The 16,694-nt window shown below is 70.0% G+C and carries 16 protein-coding genes; 15 read left to right on the top strand and 1 reads right to left on the bottom strand.

The window, feature by feature from the left end:
• Positions 1 to 302 precede the first annotated feature (302 nt).
• From O7621_RS04190 to dmpG, 15 genes are all read left to right on the top strand, one after another.
• On the top strand, positions 303 to 2,438 hold the full coding sequence (locus tag O7621_RS04190; protein WP_282232817.1) for a hydantoinase/oxoprolinase family protein: 2,136 nt from the start codon (positions 303 to 305) through the stop codon (positions 2,436 to 2,438).
• Positions 2,435 to 4,684 carry a hydantoinase B/oxoprolinase family protein gene (locus O7621_RS04185; protein WP_282232816.1) on the top strand — a complete coding sequence of 750 codons (2,250 nt, stop codon included), beginning with the start codon at positions 2,435 to 2,437 and terminating at the stop codon, positions 4,682 to 4,684. The genes O7621_RS04190 and O7621_RS04185 overlap by 4 nt, the downstream gene beginning before the upstream one ends.
• Positions 4,684 to 5,511, top strand: a complete 828-nt coding sequence (locus tag O7621_RS04180; protein WP_282232815.1) for a hypothetical protein — start codon at positions 4,684 to 4,686, stop codon at positions 5,509 to 5,511. Before O7621_RS04185 ends, O7621_RS04180 begins: the two co-directional genes overlap by 1 nt.
• The gene (locus tag O7621_RS04175; RefSeq protein WP_282232814.1) at positions 5,508 to 5,750 is read left to right on the top strand and encodes a hypothetical protein; all 243 of its coding nucleotides are present in this window, start codon (positions 5,508 to 5,510) and stop codon (positions 5,748 to 5,750) included. Before O7621_RS04180 ends, O7621_RS04175 begins: the two co-directional genes overlap by 4 nt.
• Positions 5,747 to 7,237, top strand: a complete 1,491-nt coding sequence (locus O7621_RS04170; RefSeq protein ID WP_282232813.1) for a sugar ABC transporter ATP-binding protein — start codon at positions 5,747 to 5,749, stop codon at positions 7,235 to 7,237. Before O7621_RS04175 ends, O7621_RS04170 begins: the two co-directional genes overlap by 4 nt.
• Complete coding sequence (locus tag O7621_RS04165) at positions 7,234 to 8,205, top strand: ABC transporter permease (RefSeq protein ID WP_282232812.1); 972 nt, start codon at positions 7,234 to 7,236, stop codon at positions 8,203 to 8,205. Before O7621_RS04170 ends, O7621_RS04165 begins: the two co-directional genes overlap by 4 nt.
• A gap of 74 nt (positions 8,206 to 8,279) precedes the next feature.
• Positions 8,280 to 9,251, top strand: coding sequence for a sugar ABC transporter substrate-binding protein (locus O7621_RS04160; RefSeq protein ID WP_282232811.1), 972 nt, complete (start codon positions 8,280 to 8,282; stop codon positions 9,249 to 9,251).
• 28 nt (positions 9,252 to 9,279) lie between these two features.
• Positions 9,280 to 10,104 (top strand): IclR family transcriptional regulator, encoded by an 825-nt coding sequence (locus O7621_RS04155; protein WP_282232810.1) that lies wholly within the window; start codon positions 9,280 to 9,282, stop codon positions 10,102 to 10,104.
• A complete protein-coding gene (locus O7621_RS04150) occupies positions 10,101 to 10,859 on the top strand; it encodes a dienelactone hydrolase family protein (RefSeq protein WP_282232809.1) in 759 nt (252 codons plus the stop codon). The genes O7621_RS04155 and O7621_RS04150 overlap by 4 nt, the downstream gene beginning before the upstream one ends.
• 13 nt (positions 10,860 to 10,872) lie before the next feature.
• Positions 10,873 to 11,727 carry an alpha/beta fold hydrolase gene (locus O7621_RS04145; protein WP_282232808.1) on the top strand — a complete coding sequence of 285 codons (855 nt, stop codon included), beginning with the start codon at positions 10,873 to 10,875 and terminating at the stop codon, positions 11,725 to 11,727.
• Complete coding sequence (locus O7621_RS04140) at positions 11,711 to 12,580, top strand: alpha/beta fold hydrolase (protein WP_282232807.1); 870 nt, start codon at positions 11,711 to 11,713, stop codon at positions 12,578 to 12,580. Before O7621_RS04145 ends, O7621_RS04140 begins: the two co-directional genes overlap by 17 nt.
• Complete coding sequence (locus O7621_RS04135; RefSeq protein WP_282232806.1) at positions 12,577 to 13,296, top strand: class II aldolase/adducin family protein; 720 nt, start codon at positions 12,577 to 12,579, stop codon at positions 13,294 to 13,296. The genes O7621_RS04140 and O7621_RS04135 overlap by 4 nt, the downstream gene beginning before the upstream one ends.
• Positions 13,297 to 13,387: 91 nt before the next feature.
• Positions 13,388 to 14,185: a fumarylacetoacetate hydrolase family protein gene (locus tag O7621_RS04130; RefSeq protein WP_282234448.1), complete on the top strand. Its 798-nt coding sequence runs from the start codon at positions 13,388 to 13,390 to the stop codon at positions 14,183 to 14,185.
• Positions 14,178 to 15,152, top strand: a complete 975-nt coding sequence (locus tag O7621_RS04125; protein ID WP_282232805.1) for an acetaldehyde dehydrogenase (acetylating) — start codon at positions 14,178 to 14,180, stop codon at positions 15,150 to 15,152. Before O7621_RS04130 ends, O7621_RS04125 begins: the two co-directional genes overlap by 8 nt.
• Positions 15,149 to 16,159 carry a 4-hydroxy-2-oxovalerate aldolase gene (dmpG, locus tag O7621_RS04120; RefSeq protein WP_282232804.1) on the top strand — a complete coding sequence of 337 codons (1,011 nt, stop codon included), beginning with the start codon at positions 15,149 to 15,151 and terminating at the stop codon, positions 16,157 to 16,159. The genes O7621_RS04125 and dmpG overlap by 4 nt, the downstream gene beginning before the upstream one ends.
• Positions 16,160 to 16,345: 186 nt before the next feature.
• Here the strand turns inward: dmpG and O7621_RS04115 are convergent, their stop codons facing one another.
• Positions 16,346 to 16,684, bottom strand: coding sequence for a hypothetical protein (locus O7621_RS04115; protein ID WP_282232803.1), 339 nt, complete (start codon positions 16,682 to 16,684; stop codon positions 16,346 to 16,348).
• Between the last annotated feature and the right edge of the window lie 10 nt (positions 16,685 to 16,694).

Raw genomic sequence — 16,694 nt, 5'->3', positions numbered from 1 at the left:
GAATCGGCAGACCGGAGCAGACGCGCGGCCAGGCTTCCCGGTCGGTGGGCTGGGCGGCACGGTTACCGCGAACTTTACTGACCGGCCGACCTGACGGCGCCGGCCGCCCGGCTTCCCGTCCACGTCGAACAGCTGAGTGCCCGGCGCGGGCGTGTTCGCCGTTTAGTCGGATGGACCACTCGTCCGATCGGACCAACTACGCGCACCGAGTCCGCCTGGCGGAACGGGGCATTGAGCTGCCCCGACAGTCGCGACGTATGTTTCGCCAACATTTCATGTAACACAGGTCGCACCAGGGGGTCATGGTGACGCAAACGGCGCACGATCGGCGTTTCTTCGTCGGCACTGACATCGGTGGCACTTTCACCGATCTCGTCGTGCTTGAGGACGGCGCGCCGCCCCGGCTGTTCAAATCACCGACGACGCTTCCCGACAGGTCCGGCGGCGTGCTCGCCGCACTGGAACTGGCGGCCGAGGCGTACGGCCTTGAGCTGTCGGAATTCACCCGGCGTATCGATCACTTCGCCCATGGCACTACGGCAGCGACCAACGCGCTCATCGAACGCAAGGGTGCGCCGACCGCGTTGCTGACCACGCGCGGCTTCGCGGACACGCTGTTGATCCAGCGAAGCATGACCTCCTGGGTGGGGCTAGGCGCGGCGACCGGGCACTACAGTCGCCGCCGGAACCCGGAGCCGATCGTGCCCCGGGCCGGCATCGTCGAGGTCACCGAACGAGTCGACTCGGCGGGCCGCGAGGTGGTGCCGATCGATTTGACTGAGGTTCGCGCGGCTCTGGTCGAGATGCGCGATGGCGACACCGAGGTCGGGGCATTGGCGGTCAGCCTGCTCTGGTCGTTCGTCAACCCGGCGCACGAACGCGCGCTGGCCGAGTTGATCAAACAGGAGTGGCCGACGGCGTACGTGACGTTGTCGCATCAGGTGGCCCCGGTGATCGGCGAGTACGAGCGGACCGCCACCACGGTGATCAACTCCTACCTCGGTCCGGTTATCCGGGACTACGTGAACCTGCTGCAGACGCGGCTGCGGGAGGCCGGCTTCACCGGCGAGTTGTCGATCATGGATTCAGGCGGCGGCGTGATGCGGGCCGGCGACGCGGCCGCCCGAGCCGCGTCAATGCTCACCTCCGGCCCGGCCGGCGGGGTGCTCGCCTCCGTGGCGCTCGCCCGCCGGCTCGGTCATCGCAACGTGATCACCAGCGACATGGGCGGGACGAGCTTTGACGTCGGCCTCATTGTCAACGGCGAACCGCTGGTGGAGCGAACCAGCGAGGTTGGCAACTATCACCTGGCACTGCCCCGGATCAAGGTCCAGGCGATTGGTGCGGGCGGCGGTTCGATCGCGTGGGTGGACGAAGTGGGTGCCCTGGTCGTCGGTCCGGAGAGCGCCGGGTCGGTGCCCGGCCCCGCATGCTACGGCCGCGGCGGCGAGCGGCCCACCGTCACCGATGCCGACGTGGTGCTTGGGATCATCGATCCGGACCACTTCCTTGGCGGCCGGATGAAGCTGGACCGCCCCGCCGCGGAGGAGGCCATCCGCCGGTACGTTGCGGAGCCGCTGGGCATGTCAGTCACCGATGCCGCCGCCGGCATCCGGCAGGTCGCGGACAACCAGATGGCAGACCTGTTGCGCAAGGTCACCGTCGAGCAGGGCCATGACCCGCGCGACTTCGTGATCTACGCGTACGGTGGTGCCGGCCCGACCCACGCCTACGCGTATGCCGACGCTGCCGGCATCGGCACTCTGGTGGTGCCCCCGACGGCGACGGTCCACTCCGCGTTCGGGACGGTCATCTCCGATCGTTACCGGGCAGTACAGACCACCGACCCGCAGCGTACGCCGCCCGGCGCCGATGACCCGGCGGCCCATTTGGACAGCGACCGCATCGCGGCGACCTTCGCGACACTCATCGACCGCTGCCACGCCGACCTCGACCGTGATTCGCGAGCCACCTTCACACGCATCGTCTACCTCAAGTTCCGCCGGCAGACCCAGGAACTTCCGGTGGTCGTGCCGGAAGGCCGGCTCGACGGGCAGGTGGCTCGGCGCCTGGTCGATGACTTCCTGGCCAGCTACGAACGAATCTACGGCGCGGGCACCGCGTTGCGCAGCGCCGGGCTTGAGCTGCTCACCCTACGGGTGGAGGGGCGGGTCCGGTTGACCGAGCTGGCTGCGGCGGCACCGCGGCGGGGCGGAACGCTCGCCGCGGCGGTGCTCGGACAGCGTTCGGTGCACTTTCCGGAGACCGGGCTGGTGCCGGCCACCGTCTACCGCGGGGAGTCGGTCGGGCCGGGCCTCTCACTGCCCGGCCCGGCAGTCCTGGAATTCGCCGGCACCACCGTGGTCGTTGGCCCTCGCCAACAGGCCGATGTCGACGACGACGCCAACCTGGTGATCACCGCTCGGGAGGATTCATGACCACCGCCAGCTCCACCGGACCCGCCGGCCACTCCACCGCCGGACGGGACGTGGACCCTGTCACCTTCGAGGTGATCCGGCACCGGCTGCTGGCCATCACCGACGAACAGGGCGCCGTCCTGTCCGCCATCTCCGGCTCGCCCCACGTCACCGAGGCCAGCGACTACAACGTCGGGCTCTACCTGCCGGACGGCTCGGTAGCCGCGATGGGCCGTACCATTCTGCTGCACTCCGCGTCGATGGCCGCGATCACTCGGCACGTGATCGCCGATTGCGGCGACGATCCCGGCATCGCGGCCGGCGACATGTTCATCGTGAACGACCCCTGGAAGGGCGCCGTTCACGCTCCTGACCTCGGCATCGTCGCCCCGATCTTCTACGAGGGCGAACTGCTTGCCTGGAGTGGCGCGATGTGCCACATGGTCGACGTGGGCGCCATGCAGCCTGGTGGGTTCTGCTCCGCGGCGACCGAGTCGTTCCAGGAGGGCCTGCAGCTTCCGCCGACGAAGCTGATCGACGGTGGTCGGACCCGCACCGACGTGTGGAACATCGTTCTGGCACACACCCGGATGGCGAGCACCGCGAACCTGGACCTTCGCGGCCTTGTCGCAGCCAACCACACCGCCGTACGGGCGATGACCGAGCTGGCTGATCGGTACGGCGCCGCGACGGTCCGTGAGGTCATGTCAGGCCTTATCGAGCTCTCCGAGACCCGGCTGCGCAACCGGCTCCGTGAACTGCCGGACGCCACCGTCCGGTCCCGGGCCTACCTGGACAACGACGGCGGACTCGCGGCCAGCAAGGTCGACGCGGTCTACGACGTGGACTTGGTGCTCACCAAGCAGGGCGATCGGCTGCACTTCGACTACTCCGGCTCGTCACCCCAGGCAACCGGGTACATCAACTGCACTCGGTCCGGCCTGATGGCTGGAGTCGCTGCGGCGCTGCTACCGACCCTGGCCTTTGACTCGCCCTGGAACGAGGGGTTGTTCCACCCGGTCGAGGTGTACGCACCGGAAGGGCTGATCATCAACGCCCGTCGACCCGCGCCGGTGAGCGGTGGCGTGCTGGAGGCCGCCTGGCTGGTGGAAATGACAGCGGTGGAGTGCCTGTCCCGGCTGGCGGCCTGCTCCGACGACCTGATCGGTGAGGCTCAGGCCGCGCCGGCCGGCGGACCCGATCAGTTCGTACTGACCGGCACCAACTCGCACGGCGAGCATTTCACCCACGTGATCCTCGACTGCCTCGCCACCGGTGGCGGTGCGTACGCGCATCGGGACGGGGTCTGGACCCAGGGGCAGCACAACATCGAGCGGCAGCGGATCGCCAACGCCGAAACCGTGGAGTTGGACATGCCGTTGCTGTACCTGTGGCGGGGCTTGGTGACCGACTCGGGTGGGGCCGGCCGGCACCGCGGCGGGCAGAGTATCGGGGCACACTACGCCGTGCACGGCAGCGACGACGTCAGCGCCGTCTGCTCCGGGCACGGCTGGTTGGCGCCGAACTCCACCGGGCTGTTCGGCGGCTACCCGTCCGGCCCGAACGGTCGGCGCCTGGTCCGCGATAGCGACCTGCCGGAGCGACTGGCCGGCGGGGAGATTCCGGACCCGGCGACACTCACCGGTGAGCGGCCGCCGATGCGGGGCCGGGCTGGGAAGTTCCGGCTCGGCGCGGCGGCGACGCTCAGCTATACCCACCAGGCCGGAGGTGGTTGGGGAGACCCGCTGGAGCGCCCGATCGAGGCACTGCGGGTGGACCTACGGCAAAGGGCTGTCAGCCCGGAGGCAGCCGTCCGACTCTACGGTGCGGTGCTCGGCGCGGACGGCGAACTCGACGCAGCAGCGACCGCAGATCGCCGGAGCCGGCTGCGTGCCGAGCGCCGGGCCTGGCCGGCGGCCGAGGCGTTGCCTGCACAACCAGCAGCCGCCGGCCGGCGCCGGCTGGGTCCGATCGGTGACCGGTTGGAGCGGATCGAGGTCGACGGGGCGCGCTACGTAGCCTGCCACTGCGGCACCGTGCTGGCTCCGTTGGGCCAGTCGTGGCGTCGCCGGGCAGCCTGCCTGGTGAGTACCGACGTGTTCCAGTTCAGCCCGGCCACCCGGCTCGCCGAGGAGTTGGAGATCCGGCAGTACGCCTGTCCCGGTTGCGGACTGCTGCACGCCACTGACGTGAGCCGGCGCGACGCCGACCTCGCCACCGACATCACCTTCGCCGATCACGCGCGGGCCTCGGCGGAGGTGCGCTGATGGGGACCGTGGCGTACGCGGCGGCGACTTCGCATGTCGGCGCGATCATCAAGAACCCGTTGGGAGGCGCAGACCGGTCACGGGCGTTGCACGATGCGTGGCGCCGGATGGACGAAGCCATCGGTCGGGCCGATCTGACAGCGATGATCGTGGTAGGCACCGATCACTACGAGACCTTCGGGCTCGACAACTACCCGACGTACTGCCTCGGCCTGGCCGACCGGTACGAGGGTTGGGGCGAGTTCGGCACTCCGGACGGCACCTTCCCGGGCGCGCCCGGGGTCGCCCAGGCGCTGCTGGCCGGGTTGGTGGAGCGCGGCTTTGACTCCGCCCGCTCGCACACCATGCGGCTGGACCACAGCTTCACGGTGCCGTTGACCAAGCTGCCGAACGCGGCGCGCGCCGGAGTCGTTCCGCTCTTCCTCAACTGCAACACGCCGCCGCTGCCGTCGCTGCGGCGTTGCCTGGAGTTGGGCAGGGCGATCGGTGCGGCCGTCGCGACGTTGCCCGCCGACACCAGGGTCGGGGTACTGGGCACCGGCGGCATCTCACACTGGGTTGGCCTACCTCGGTTCGGTGAGATCAACGAGGAGTTCGACCGGGACTTCGTGTCGTGCCTGCGGGACGGTCGTCTGGAGCCGATCCTCGCACTCTCAGACGAGGAGATCCTGGAAACGGCCGGCAATGGGGCACTGGAGATTCGGACCTGGCTGGTGGCCGTCGGCGCGACAGCTGGCGCGGGGGAGCCCGCGCCGGGAACGCTGCTGGCGTACGCGCCGATGGCCGAGTGGGCGATCGGCGCCGGGATCATGGAGTTCGTGCGATGAGCCTCGTGGAACTCAACCGGCTGGCCTGGGACCTGGAACACAAGTCCGGTTTGCTGGCCCGGGTTCGGGACGGCCTCCTCGACGGCTACGCGCTCGACGAGGAGGAGGCCCGCGCGGTGCGCGACCGGGACTCCTGGAAGCTGCTGGCCCAGGGGATGAATCCGGTGGCGCTGCGGAATCTGATGGTGATGCTGGGCGTCCCGCACGCCCAGATGTACCCGCCTCGGGACACCCCGTGACCGCCCCGCTGCTGTCGCTGCGTGGCGTGAGCAAGTCCTTCGGGGGCGCTCGCGCTCTGATCGACATAGATCTGGACCTGCACGCCGGCGAGGTCCACGCCCTGCTGGGGATGAACGGCGCCGGCAAGTCGACTCTCGTGGAGATCGTTTCCGCGTCGCTGACGCCGGATGCAGGAACCCTGTCCGTGGCCGGCGAACCGGCCGGCCCTCTCACTCCACGGCGGGCCCGGCAGATCGGCATCACCACCGTGCACCAGCGCCGGTCCCTGGTTCCGTCGCTTTCCGTTGCCGAGAACCTGCTGCTCGGCCGGCTGCCGCGTCGAGGCCCGTGGGTGCGCTGGGACGAGACGCGGCGGACGGCCCGCGCGGCACTTGACGACATCGGGGTACGGATCGATGTCACCGCCCCGGTCCGGACACTCCCTGCGGCCCAACAGGTGCTGGTGGAGATCGCCCGGGAGGTGCACGCCGGCGGCAGGGTGCTGATCCTCGACGAGCCGACCGCCGCCCTCGGTGGCGGCGACGCGGCCCATGTCCACGACCTGGTCCGCACCCTCAGCCAGCGGGGGGTCGGCATCGTCTACGTCTCGCATCACCTGGACGAGGTGCTTGCCCTCGCCAACTCGATAACCGTGCTGCGCGACGGCCGCCGGGTCACCACCGTGCCGGCTGAGGGCACCACCGTTTCGGATCTGGTGACCGCGATGACCGGCGGCAAGGCCGACATCGGCCAACGCCGGCCGGCCGTCGAGCCCGGGCCGGTGGTGCTGGACCTGGCCGGCATCAGCACCGGCGACAGGCTGCGTGAACTCAGCCTTCAGGTCCGCGCCGGTGAGGTGGTCGGCGTACTCGGTCCAGCCGGTGATGGTCAGTCCCAGCTTTTCGGCCTGCTGTCAGGCACCCGTCGCCCACGCACCGGAAGCATCGTGGTGGACGGCCAGCCGGTACGGCCGGGCAGCGTACGTGACGCGCTGCGGCACGGCATCCGGTGCGTCACCGGGGACCGGCTTGCCCTGGGCCTGATTCCCGAGCTTTCCGTGGACGAGAACGTCACGCTGGCCAGACGGGCGCTGTCTGGCCGGCCGTTCGTGCGCTGGCCGGCGCTGCACGCCATGGCCGCCGAGGCCCGCGACCGCTACCGGGTCGTCAGCATCGCCGCCGACCCGCCGGTCCGGGCACTTTCCGGTGGCAATCAGCAGAAGGTGCTTCTGGCCAAGTGGCTGCCGACGGGCGGGCGGGTCTGTCTGCTGGAAGAACCGACGAACGGGGTCGACGTCGCGGCCAAGGCCGAGATCCATGAACTCGTGGAGGGTCTGGCCGCGGATGGAACAGCGCTTCTGCTGACCTCCTCCGACGTCGACGAGGTGCTGCGGCTGGCGGATCGGGTGGTGGTGATCCGGGGCGGCTCGGTGGTGGCCGAGTGTGCCGTGGCGCAGACCAGCAGGGACGAACTGGTGACCATGACGGCCGGAGGGACAGTGGGATGACAACGTCGGTGCTCAACAAACGGACCCGGCTCGCGGTGCCGGGCGGGTTGACCCACCACGCCGGACTGATCGGCCTGCTGATCGTTCTGGCGATATTCACGGCGACCCAGTCGGACGCCTTCCTGACGGGGCCGAACCTGCTGAACGTCGTCCGGCAGATCTCCGTGGTGGCCGTGCTCGCCGCGAGCCTCACCCTGCTGATGACGGCCGGCGGTATCGACTTCTCCCTGGCCAGTCTCGCCGGAGTCAGCGCCGGGGTGCTCGCCCGGCTTCTCGAGGCCGGCGTGTCAGAGCTGACGGCGGTGGCGCTCACGGTCGGCGTGGGCATCACTGTCGGGCTGCTCAACGGCGCGATCATCACCGCCTCGGGAGTAGCGCCGTTCGTGGTCACGCTCGGCACCGCGACGGCGTTGGAGGGGGTCGCGCTCCTGGTCATCCGCGGGCAGAGCATCTCGATCGGGCAGAACCTGTCCGGCCTCGGCTTCGGCGAGGTGGTGGGCATTCCGGTGTTGTCGCTGATCGCGCTCGCAGTCTGCGTCGGGGTGGGGCTGGTGATGCGTTACACCACGATCGGCCGGCACGCGTTCGCGATCGGCGGGAACGAGGCCGCCGCACGGCTTTCCGGCATCCCGGTGACCGGTGTGAAGCTGGCCCTCTACGGACTCAACGGGGCGCTCGCCGCCATCGGCGGCACGATGCTGCTGGCCAGGCTGGGAGCGGCCAGTCCGGGCACCGCCGGGCTGCACCTGGAACTGACCGTGGTCGCCGCCGTGGTGATCGGTGGAACGGCGCTGGCCGGTGGCAGCGGCACGATCATCGGCACCGTCCTCGGCGTGATCCTGCTCGGGGTGGTAGCCAACGCGCTGAATCTTCTCCAGATCGACTCCTACTACCAGCAGGTCTCCGTCGGCGCCGTGCTGCTCGTCGCGGCTGTCGCCAATCAGGTACGTCGCCGGCACAGCGGCTGATCTGGTGCCGTTGCCCGGCCGTAGACCGTTCTCCCGTACGACCACACTAGTCCGTCTTTGAGAGGTTGACCGCTATGAAAAGGAAGAACCGATTCTTTATCGGGGTCGCCGTCGCCGCCCTGACGGTGTCGGCCTCGGCCGGCTGCGGGAACGACGACGCAACCGTCGACTCCGGTGGCCAGGAGGGATACCGGATCGGCTTCGTGAACGGCAATACGATCCAGTTCCACACTTGCCTGGAGAAGTCGGTACGGGCGCAGGCCGAGGCGAAGGGCGTGGAGCTGCTGGTCGCCAACTCCGCCGGTGACCCCGCCAAGGAAATTTCCAACGTGGAGGACATGATCATCAAGCAGGTCGACGCGATCATCGTGCAGACCGTCAACATCGATGCTCAGCAGGGCGACGTCGACCGAGCCAACCGCGCCGACGTCCCGATCTTCCTGACCTCCGTGGCGGCTGTCGATCCCAACAAGATTCTCGGCGCGGCCACCACCGACGTGGAACACGCCGGCGCCCTGCTCGGCCAGTGGGTGGCCGAGGACGGTGGCCAGGAACCGGCAGAGATCGCGATCATCGGCGGCGCCCCTGGCGCCTCGGCCGACCTGATGAACAAGGGGTTCAAGGCAGCCCTCGGGGACGGTCAGCAGGTGGTCTTCGAGCAGCCGGCGCTGTGGCAGCGGGCCAAGGCGCAGGAGGTCGCGGAGAACCTGCTGCAGGGCAACCCCGGCATCAAGTACCTCTTCGTTCACAACGAGGACATGGCGTTCGGCGCGCTCTCCGCGCTACGAGCCGCCAACCGCGACGACATCAAGATCGTCACGATCAACGGCACCGACGACGGCCTTGCAGCAATCCGGGACGGCCAGATCTCCGCGACGATCAGCCAGCCGCCGCGCCTGATCGGCGAGATGGCCATCGATGCCGTTGTGTCCCTGCTCGACGCCGAGAACGGTGGTTCCGGCCCGACCGCCCCCAAGGTGCAACAGATTCCCGACCAGCTCATCACAGCGAGCAACGTGGATCAGGCACCGCAGTACTGCCTGTAGTCCGAGCCCGGTGACGGAAGGCTTTCTGATGATCGACCTCGATGAGGACCCGGACCGTCGGCGGGGCGTGCGCTCGGTGGCGCGGGCGCTGGACATCCTGACCGCGTTCAGTACCGCCCACCCGAGGTTGCACCTGTCCCAGCTTGCGGAGGCCGCCGGGCTGCCGCGCCCGAGCGCCCACCGGATCGCGGTCACGCTCGTCGAACGGGGCTTCCTCCGGCAGGACCCGGACGGTGCGTACCTGCTCGGCATCCGGTTGCTCGAACTGGGCAACCAGGTCTCGGAGAGTTCTGCCCTGACCCACCTGACCCAGCCGGCAGCCGACGAGCTAGCTCGGATCACCGGCGAGACCGTCCTGGTGGCCGAGGTCGACTGGTCGGACTGCACGTTGATCATCACGGGCAAGCGCCCGGCGGCCCACCCGCTGGCCGTGTCCTCCCCAGTCGGACGGCGCTCGGTGCTCGGCGGCGGATGCATCGGCAAGGCGGCTCTGTCCGGGCTGCCACCCGAGCGGGTCGCCGAGATCGTGCCCCGGCTACGACTGACCCGGCGCACCCCACGGGCGATCGTCGACCATCAGGAGCTCTGCGCCGAGGTCGAGGTGAGCCGCGCCCGGGGCTACGCGATCGAGTCCGGCGAGTATCTGGTCGGCGTGGCCGGGGTCGCCGTACCGGTGACGGTCGACGGCCGGGTCGCGGGGGCGCTCGCCGTCATCGGCCCCGCGTCCCGGTTCCTGCGGCGCCAACTCGACCGGACCGGGCAACTGGTCCGGCAACAACTCACCTCCGCGTCCCCGGGCGAACGGCGTCCGGTGGCAACCGCCGTCGAACCGGAAGGATGGGAACACCTGTGAGTCCCAACGAGACACCCGGTTGGGTCACCTTTCCCAGCGGGACCGACCAGATCCAGGGCTACCTGGCCCTGCCCGAACCGCGCGCCGACCGGCTCCCGCCGGTCGTGCTGATGGCGCACGAGAACCTCGGCGTCACCGAGCACCGGCAGGACGTCACCCGCCGCTACGCGGCGCAAGGGTTCGCCTGCCTGACCGTGAACATGTTCAGCCGCGTCGGTGGTCGACCCCCACAGGACTACACCACTGTGGAGGAGCGACGTGCCAAGGCGTTTCTGGCGGCGACCGACGAGCAGGCCGTACCCGACTTCGAGGCTGCGCTCGACTACCTCGCCGGGCGCGGCGACGTGGACACCTTTCGGGCCGCTGCCGTCGGCTTCTGCCTCGGCGGCGGGACGGTACTGGTCTGGGCGACCCGGACGGACCGGCTGCGGTGCGTCGTGCCGCTCTACGGCCTGCCGGTGCTGCCACCGGAGTACTCCCCGACCGGGCGACCACGCTCCCGGATCGAGGCCGCCGAGTCGGTCCGCTGCCCGGTTCAGGCCCACTACGGGGAGGCGGACCAGTTCATCCCGCTCGACGAGGTCCGCCAACTCAAGCAGGCGTTGGCCCGCAGCGGCCAGTCCACCGAGCTGCACCTGCATCCGGACGCCGGGCACGCGTATCACGACGACACCCATCCCAACTACCACTCCAAGGCGGCCCAGGAAACCGACCGGCTCACGTTCGACTTCCTGCACGCGCACCTCGACCGGTGAGGCGCCGGCCGTGATGACGCTCTGGACCGAACTGCTCGGCGCCGAGGTGCGCTGGGTCGACGCGGGCGGTGTGCGCACCCGAACAGTGACCCAGGGCGACGGCCCGCCGGTGCTTCTCCTGCACGGCCGGGGCGGGCACCTGGAGACCTGGTCGCGCACCCTGCCGGCGCTGTCCCGACGGCGCCGGGTGATCGCGGCCGACCTGATCGGCCACGGACTGACCGCCGCACCGCCCGGCGAGTACTCCGTCGACCGGCTGCTCGGCCACGTCGTGGACCTGCTCGACGCGCTCCGGCTGCCCCGTGTCGACCTGGTGGGACAGTCACTCGGCGGCTGGGTAGCGGCCCTGCTCGCGATCACCCGACCGGAGCGGGTCGACCGGCTGGTCCTGGTCGAACCGGCTGGGCTGCAGTCCGAGCAGGAACGGCTCGACGACCCGAGGGTACGCGCGGCGTACGAGCGCGGCGGTCGGGCCTTCGCCGAGGCGAGCGGAGACAACGTCCGGACCCGGCTGACCGGCCTGTTGGCCGACCCCGACCTGGTCACCGACGAACTCGTCGAGGTCCGGCGCCGGCTCTACGCTCCCGACGCCGCGCGGGCGGTCCACCAGTCCGTCCGCCGCGCCGACAACAGTTGTTGGCTGCTCACCCCCGAGCAGCTGACCAACGTCGCGTCACCGGTGCTACTGGTGCACGGCGAGTCCGGCCATCTCCCGACCACCGTGCTGCGCGCGGCCGTCGCCGCGCTTCCCCGAGCCCGGTTGCGAACCGTGCCCGGCGCCCGGCAGTGGCCGCACTACGAACGTCCGGACCTGGTAAACCCCGAGATCGAGAAGTTCCTTGAGGAGAACGATGACATTCTGGCTTGACGCGCTCGGCGCGGAGGTGCGGTTCCGGGACGCGGGCGGCTGGCGTACCCGATCGATCGAAGCCGGTGATGGTGAGCCGGTCATCATGATGGGCGGCCTGACCGGGCACGCCGAGGGCTTCATCCGCAACGTGCTGCCGTTGGCAGAGCGCGGCCTGCGGGTGTACGCGATCGACTGCCTGGGGCACGGGCTCACCGCACGACCCACCGATGTCACATACCACACGCCGGTGTTCGTGGACCACCTGCTGCGGTTCCTCGACGCGATCGGCGCGCCCCGGGCGCACCTGGTCGGCCAGTCACTCGGGGGATGGGTCGCGATGTGGGCGGCCCTGCACCACCCGGACCGGGTGGGCCGGGTGGTCTCCGTCACCGGCGCTGGCCTGCTGCTCGACGACGAGGAGAGCCGCCGGGAGAGCGAGCGGGTGCACCAGCGGGTCGGCGACGTGACCCGGCGTGCCGCCCAGGCTCCAACGCTGGACAGCGTGCGGAAGCGGCTGGAGTGGCTGATGCACGACCCGTCGACCGTCACCGACGAACTGGTGCAGACAAGGTACCGGTACTACACGTTGCCCGGGGGTCAGGAGGCGATGGCGAAGCTGATCGCCGAGCAGCCCGGTGAGGAGAACCGGCGCTACCTGTTACGCGAATCCGACCTGCGACAGATCTCGCACGAGACTCTGGTGCTCTGGAGCGAGCACAATCCGACCACGCCCGCCACGGTCGGGGAACGGGCCAGCAAGCTCCTGCCGGCCGGGTCGTTCGCCCTGATCGAGGCCGCCGGTCACTGGCCGATGTTCGAACAGCCGGCGGCGTTCAATCGGGTCGTCGGTGACTTCCTGGCCCGGCCGTGACGCGGCCCGTTGCGGCACCGGCGGAACAGGTCGCCCAGGGCTGCCGGGTGCTCGCCGCCAACGGTCATTCGGATCTGGTGTGGGGCCACCTTTCCCTGCGCGACCCGACCGGCGCCGGGATCTGGATGAAGGCGGCCGGGTACGGCTTCGAGGAGGTCGACGCGGACGGGGTGCTCCTGCTCGACTCCGCCGGAACCGTGCTGCCGTTCCCGCAAGCGGGGTCGCGGGCTGCGGGCCGGCGGCACCTCGAGTATCCGATCCACACTCAGATCCTGTCCCGACGGTCTGATGTAAACGCTGTCGTGCACAGCCACGGCGAGGCGGCCGTCACCTTCGCCGCCACCGGCCACCCGCTACGCCCGCTGGCACACGAAGGCACCCTGTTCAGTCCGCCAGACGTCGCCCGGTTCACCACAACCGGCGACCTGATCCGAACCCCGGAGCAGGGCGCGGCGGTGGCCGAGGCGCTAGGTGACCGCAACGCCCTCCTGCTGCGCCATCACGGGCTGGTCACCGTGGGGGTCGATGTCCCGACCGCGGTGCTGACGGCGGTGTTCCTGGAGAAGGCCTGCCGGATGCAGCTCGCCGCCATGGCCACCGGCGCCGAGTTCACCTGGTCGGACGACGCGGAGGCGCGCGCCAAGCGGGACCGCTGCTACGGCCCTCGCCAACTCGCCGACGCCTGGGCCTACCTCGTGCGAACCCTGCCCGGGTGACCTCATGACCGCCATCGGACCTGTCAGCCGGCCTCAGCGCCGGCCTCTCACATCCGCGAGGAGTCCTGTCGTGTCGCAGCACCCACCCCACCTGCGCGACCGGGCCGCAGCCCGGTTGCGTCGTGCGGCATACGAACGCATTCCCTGCCAGCCCGTCCGCGACCTGCTCGGACCGGACGATGTCGATGCTGCCTACGCGGTGCAGGCGACGAACACCCGGCACGCCTGCGAGCTCGGTCGCCACCGGATCGGGCGCAAGGTCGGACTGACCTCGTCGGCAGTGCGACGGCAACTCGGAGTGCATCAGCCGGATCTCGGCACGCTCCTCGACGACGCCCTGGTCCCGTCCGCTGGTCGGGTCGATTCGGGCCGGCTGCTGCAGCCCCGGATCGAGGCCGAGGTGGCCTTCGTGCTCGGCCGTGACCTCGACGCCGTGACGGCCGACGTAGAGCAGGTCCGGGACGCTGTGGAGTACGCGGTCGCCGCGCTCGAGATATGCGACAGCCGGATCGCCGGCTGGGACATCTCGATCACGGACACCGTCGCCGACAACGCATCGGCCGGGCTGTTCGTGCTCGGCCCGGATCGGGTCGGCATCTCCGACTTGGATCTGGCGGCGGTGACGATGACCATGCATCGCAACGGAACGCAGGTCGCCAGCGGGTCCGGCGCGGACTGTCTAGACGATCCGCTCAACGCCCTGCGGTGGTTGGCGAACGCGGCCCTGACCTACGGCGAACCGCTCCGGGCCGGAGAAATCGTCCTCAGCGGGGCGCTCGGTCCCATGGTCCCGGTCGCCGCCGGCGACGAGGTCGCCGCCACCATCTCCGCGGTCGGTTCGGTGACTGTCTCGATCGGGTCCGCCGAGGAGGTCCACACCCATGGCTGAGGCGCTCACGTCCACCGCTGGCAGGTCCGACGACCGGCCGGCCGCGAAGGCGGCGGTGATCGGTTCGGGCAACATAGGCACCGACCTGATGATCAAAGTACTGCGGCAGTCGGCCGTGCTGCGAATGGGTGTCCTGGTCGGCATCGACCCCGACTCCGACGGGCTGGCCCGGGCCCGCCGGCTCGGAGTCCCGGTCACTTCGGACGGGGTGCGAGGGCTGCTGGCCCGGGACGACTTCGACGAGATCGAGGTCGTCTTTGACGCCACCTCGGCCCGGGCACACCGCGACAACGCCGCCGCACTGCGGCACACCGGAGTACGCATGGTCGACCTCACGCCCGCCGCGATCGGTCCGTACGTCGTGCCCTCTGTCAACCTCGACGCCAACCTGGCGGCACCGAACCTGAACATGGTCACCTGCGGCGGCCAGGCGACGATCCCGGTTGTCGCGGCGGTCGGGAGTGTCGCCCCGGTGCGTTATGCCGAGATCGTCGCCTCGATCGCCTCCCGGTCGGCCGGTCCCGGCACCCGGGCGAACATCGATGAGTTCACCGAGACCACGGCCCGGGCGATCGAGCAGGTCGGTGGCGCGGACCGGGGCAAGGCGATCATCGTCCTGAATCCAGCCGAGCCACCGTTGCTGATGCGGGACACGGTGCTTTGTCTGGTCGACGACTGCGACCCGCCGCTAGTGGAGGCCGCGGTTACCGAGATGGTCGCTCGGGTGGCTACCTACGTACCCGGCTACCGGCTCAAACAGCGGGTCCAGTTCGATCGGATCAGGGCTGGCGACCCGCGCGCCCACCTGGCGCCATCGGCGAGGAACCTGGCCTGGCAGGTCTCCGTGTTTCTGGAAGTCGAGGGCGCCGCGCACTACCTGCCCGCGTACGCCGGCAATCTCGACATCATGACGTCGGCCGCACTACGGGTCGGTGAGTGTCTGGTTCGGACGGAAGGGGCGGCATGACCGATCGGCTCTACATCCAGGACGTTACGCTACGGGATGGCATGCATGCGATCCGCCACCAGTACACCCTGGCGCAGGTCCGGACCATCGCGGCCGCGCTGGACGCGGCCGGGGTGGACGCTATCGAGGTGTCACACGGCGACGGTCTCGCCGGTGGCAGCCTCACCTACGGCCCCGGCGCACACTCCGACCTGGAGTGGATAGCCGAGGTCGCGCAGGTGGTCCGACGGGCCCGGCTGACCACCCTGCTGCTGCCCGGCATCGGCACCGTCGACGATCTGCGCCGCGCCCGGGAGCTTGGGGTCGCCTCCGTCCGAGTCGCCACCCACTGCACCGAGGCCGACATCGCCGCACAGCACATCGAGGCCGCCCGGGAACTCGGTATGGATGTGGCCGGGTTCCTGATGATGTCGCACCTGGCGGAGCCCGCCGAACTCGCGGCGCAGGCTCGGCTGATGGAGTCGTACGGCGCACACTGCGTCTATGTCACCGACTCGGGCGGTCGGCTCACGATGACCGGAGTGCGGGACCGGATCCGGGCGTACCGGGACGTGCTCGACCCGCGTACCGGCATCGGCATCCACGCCCATCACAACCTCGGTCTCGGTGTGGCGAACTCTGTAGTCGCGGTGGAGGAGGGCGCCGTACGGGTGGACGCGTCGTTGGCCGGTCAGGGTGCCGGCGCCGGCAACTGCCCGATCGAGGCGTTCGTGGCGGTGGCCGAACTCACCGGGTGGGCCTCCGGCTGCGACCTGTTCGCACTGATGGACGCCGCCGACGACCTGGTCCGGCCACTGCAGGACCGGCCGGTCCGCGTCGACCGGGAGACCCTCAGCCTCGGCTACGCGGGCGTGTACTCAAGCTTCCTCCGGCACGCCGAGCGGGCCGCGGCCGCCCACGGGGTCGACACCCGCGAGATCCTGGTCGAGGTGGGCCGGCGCGGCCTGGTCGGCGGCCAGGAGGACATGATCGTCGATATCGCCCTGGACCTGGCAGCCGGCCGGTGACCCGGCGCAGCCGACGGTGGAGACGACAACGGTGATCGAGACGCGCGAGACTCCTTGCAAGGTGCAGCGGATCGACGGCCCGAACCAGCCAGGGTAGGACGAAGGTGAGAATCGCCGGTTTCACCGGCGCGAAGGCGCTGACCTACCGGGTGACCGCCACCGACGGGTGCAGACCGGGCGGACGGCCTACGGGATCACCCAGATCCGGGCCCACAGCCAGTACACCAGCGACACCAGCGACATGATCGCGACGAAGGCCAGCGGCACCGCGATCAACGCTGTCAGGATCGGAAACCGGCGGTGCAGCCGTTGCCGCTGCTGCCAGCGCCACCAGGCCCGGCGGACTGTTCGTCCGCCGGGCAGGCGCAGCGCGGCGAGTTTCGCCCGCTGCCGCCAGGTGGCCCGGACCGGCTCCGGGTCGCGGATCCAGTCCGGCAGGGTGACCGGCTGCCGGCCACGCCGGGGCTGACCTACCTCGTCGGTACGCGGACCGGCAGCGCTGCGGTCGCCGGACATGTCGGCCATGGCTTCCTCG

This window comes from Solwaraspora sp. WMMD937 (genome assembly GCF_029581175.1).
Lineage (GTDB): Bacteria > Actinomycetota > Actinomycetes > Mycobacteriales > Micromonosporaceae > Micromonospora_E.
The sequence above is the reverse complement of the archived record's forward strand: the minus strand, read 5'-3'. Positions and strand labels throughout refer to the sequence as shown.

Excerpts from the sequence above, each read along its gene's own strand:
- O7621_RS04190 (WP_282232817.1), top strand. The coding sequence starts at position 303 with ATGGTGACGCAAACGGCGCACGATCGGCGTTTCTTCGTCGGCACTGAC.
- O7621_RS04185 (WP_282232816.1), top strand. The coding sequence starts at position 2,435 with ATGACCACCGCCAGCTCCACCGGACCCGCCGGCCACTCCACCGCCGGA.
- O7621_RS04180 (WP_282232815.1), top strand. The coding sequence starts at position 4,684 with ATGGGGACCGTGGCGTACGCGGCGGCGACTTCGCATGTCGGCGCGATC.
- O7621_RS04175 (WP_282232814.1), top strand. The coding sequence starts at position 5,508 with ATGAGCCTCGTGGAACTCAACCGGCTGGCCTGGGACCTGGAACACAAG.
- O7621_RS04165 (WP_282232812.1), top strand. The coding sequence starts at position 7,234 with ATGACAACGTCGGTGCTCAACAAACGGACCCGGCTCGCGGTGCCGGGC.
- O7621_RS04160 (WP_282232811.1), top strand. The coding sequence starts at position 8,280 with ATGAAAAGGAAGAACCGATTCTTTATCGGGGTCGCCGTCGCCGCCCTG.
- O7621_RS04155 (WP_282232810.1), top strand. The coding sequence starts at position 9,280 with ATGATCGACCTCGATGAGGACCCGGACCGTCGGCGGGGCGTGCGCTCG.
- O7621_RS04145 (WP_282232808.1), top strand. The coding sequence starts at position 10,873 with ATGACGCTCTGGACCGAACTGCTCGGCGCCGAGGTGCGCTGGGTCGAC.
- O7621_RS04140 (WP_282232807.1), top strand. The coding sequence starts at position 11,711 with ATGACATTCTGGCTTGACGCGCTCGGCGCGGAGGTGCGGTTCCGGGAC.
- O7621_RS04125 (WP_282232805.1), top strand. The coding sequence starts at position 14,178 with ATGGCTGAGGCGCTCACGTCCACCGCTGGCAGGTCCGACGACCGGCCG.
- dmpG (WP_282232804.1), top strand. The coding sequence starts at position 15,149 with ATGACCGATCGGCTCTACATCCAGGACGTTACGCTACGGGATGGCATG.
- O7621_RS04115 (WP_282232803.1), bottom strand. The coding sequence starts at position 16,684 with ATGGCCGACATGTCCGGCGACCGCAGCGCTGCCGGTCCGCGTACCGAC.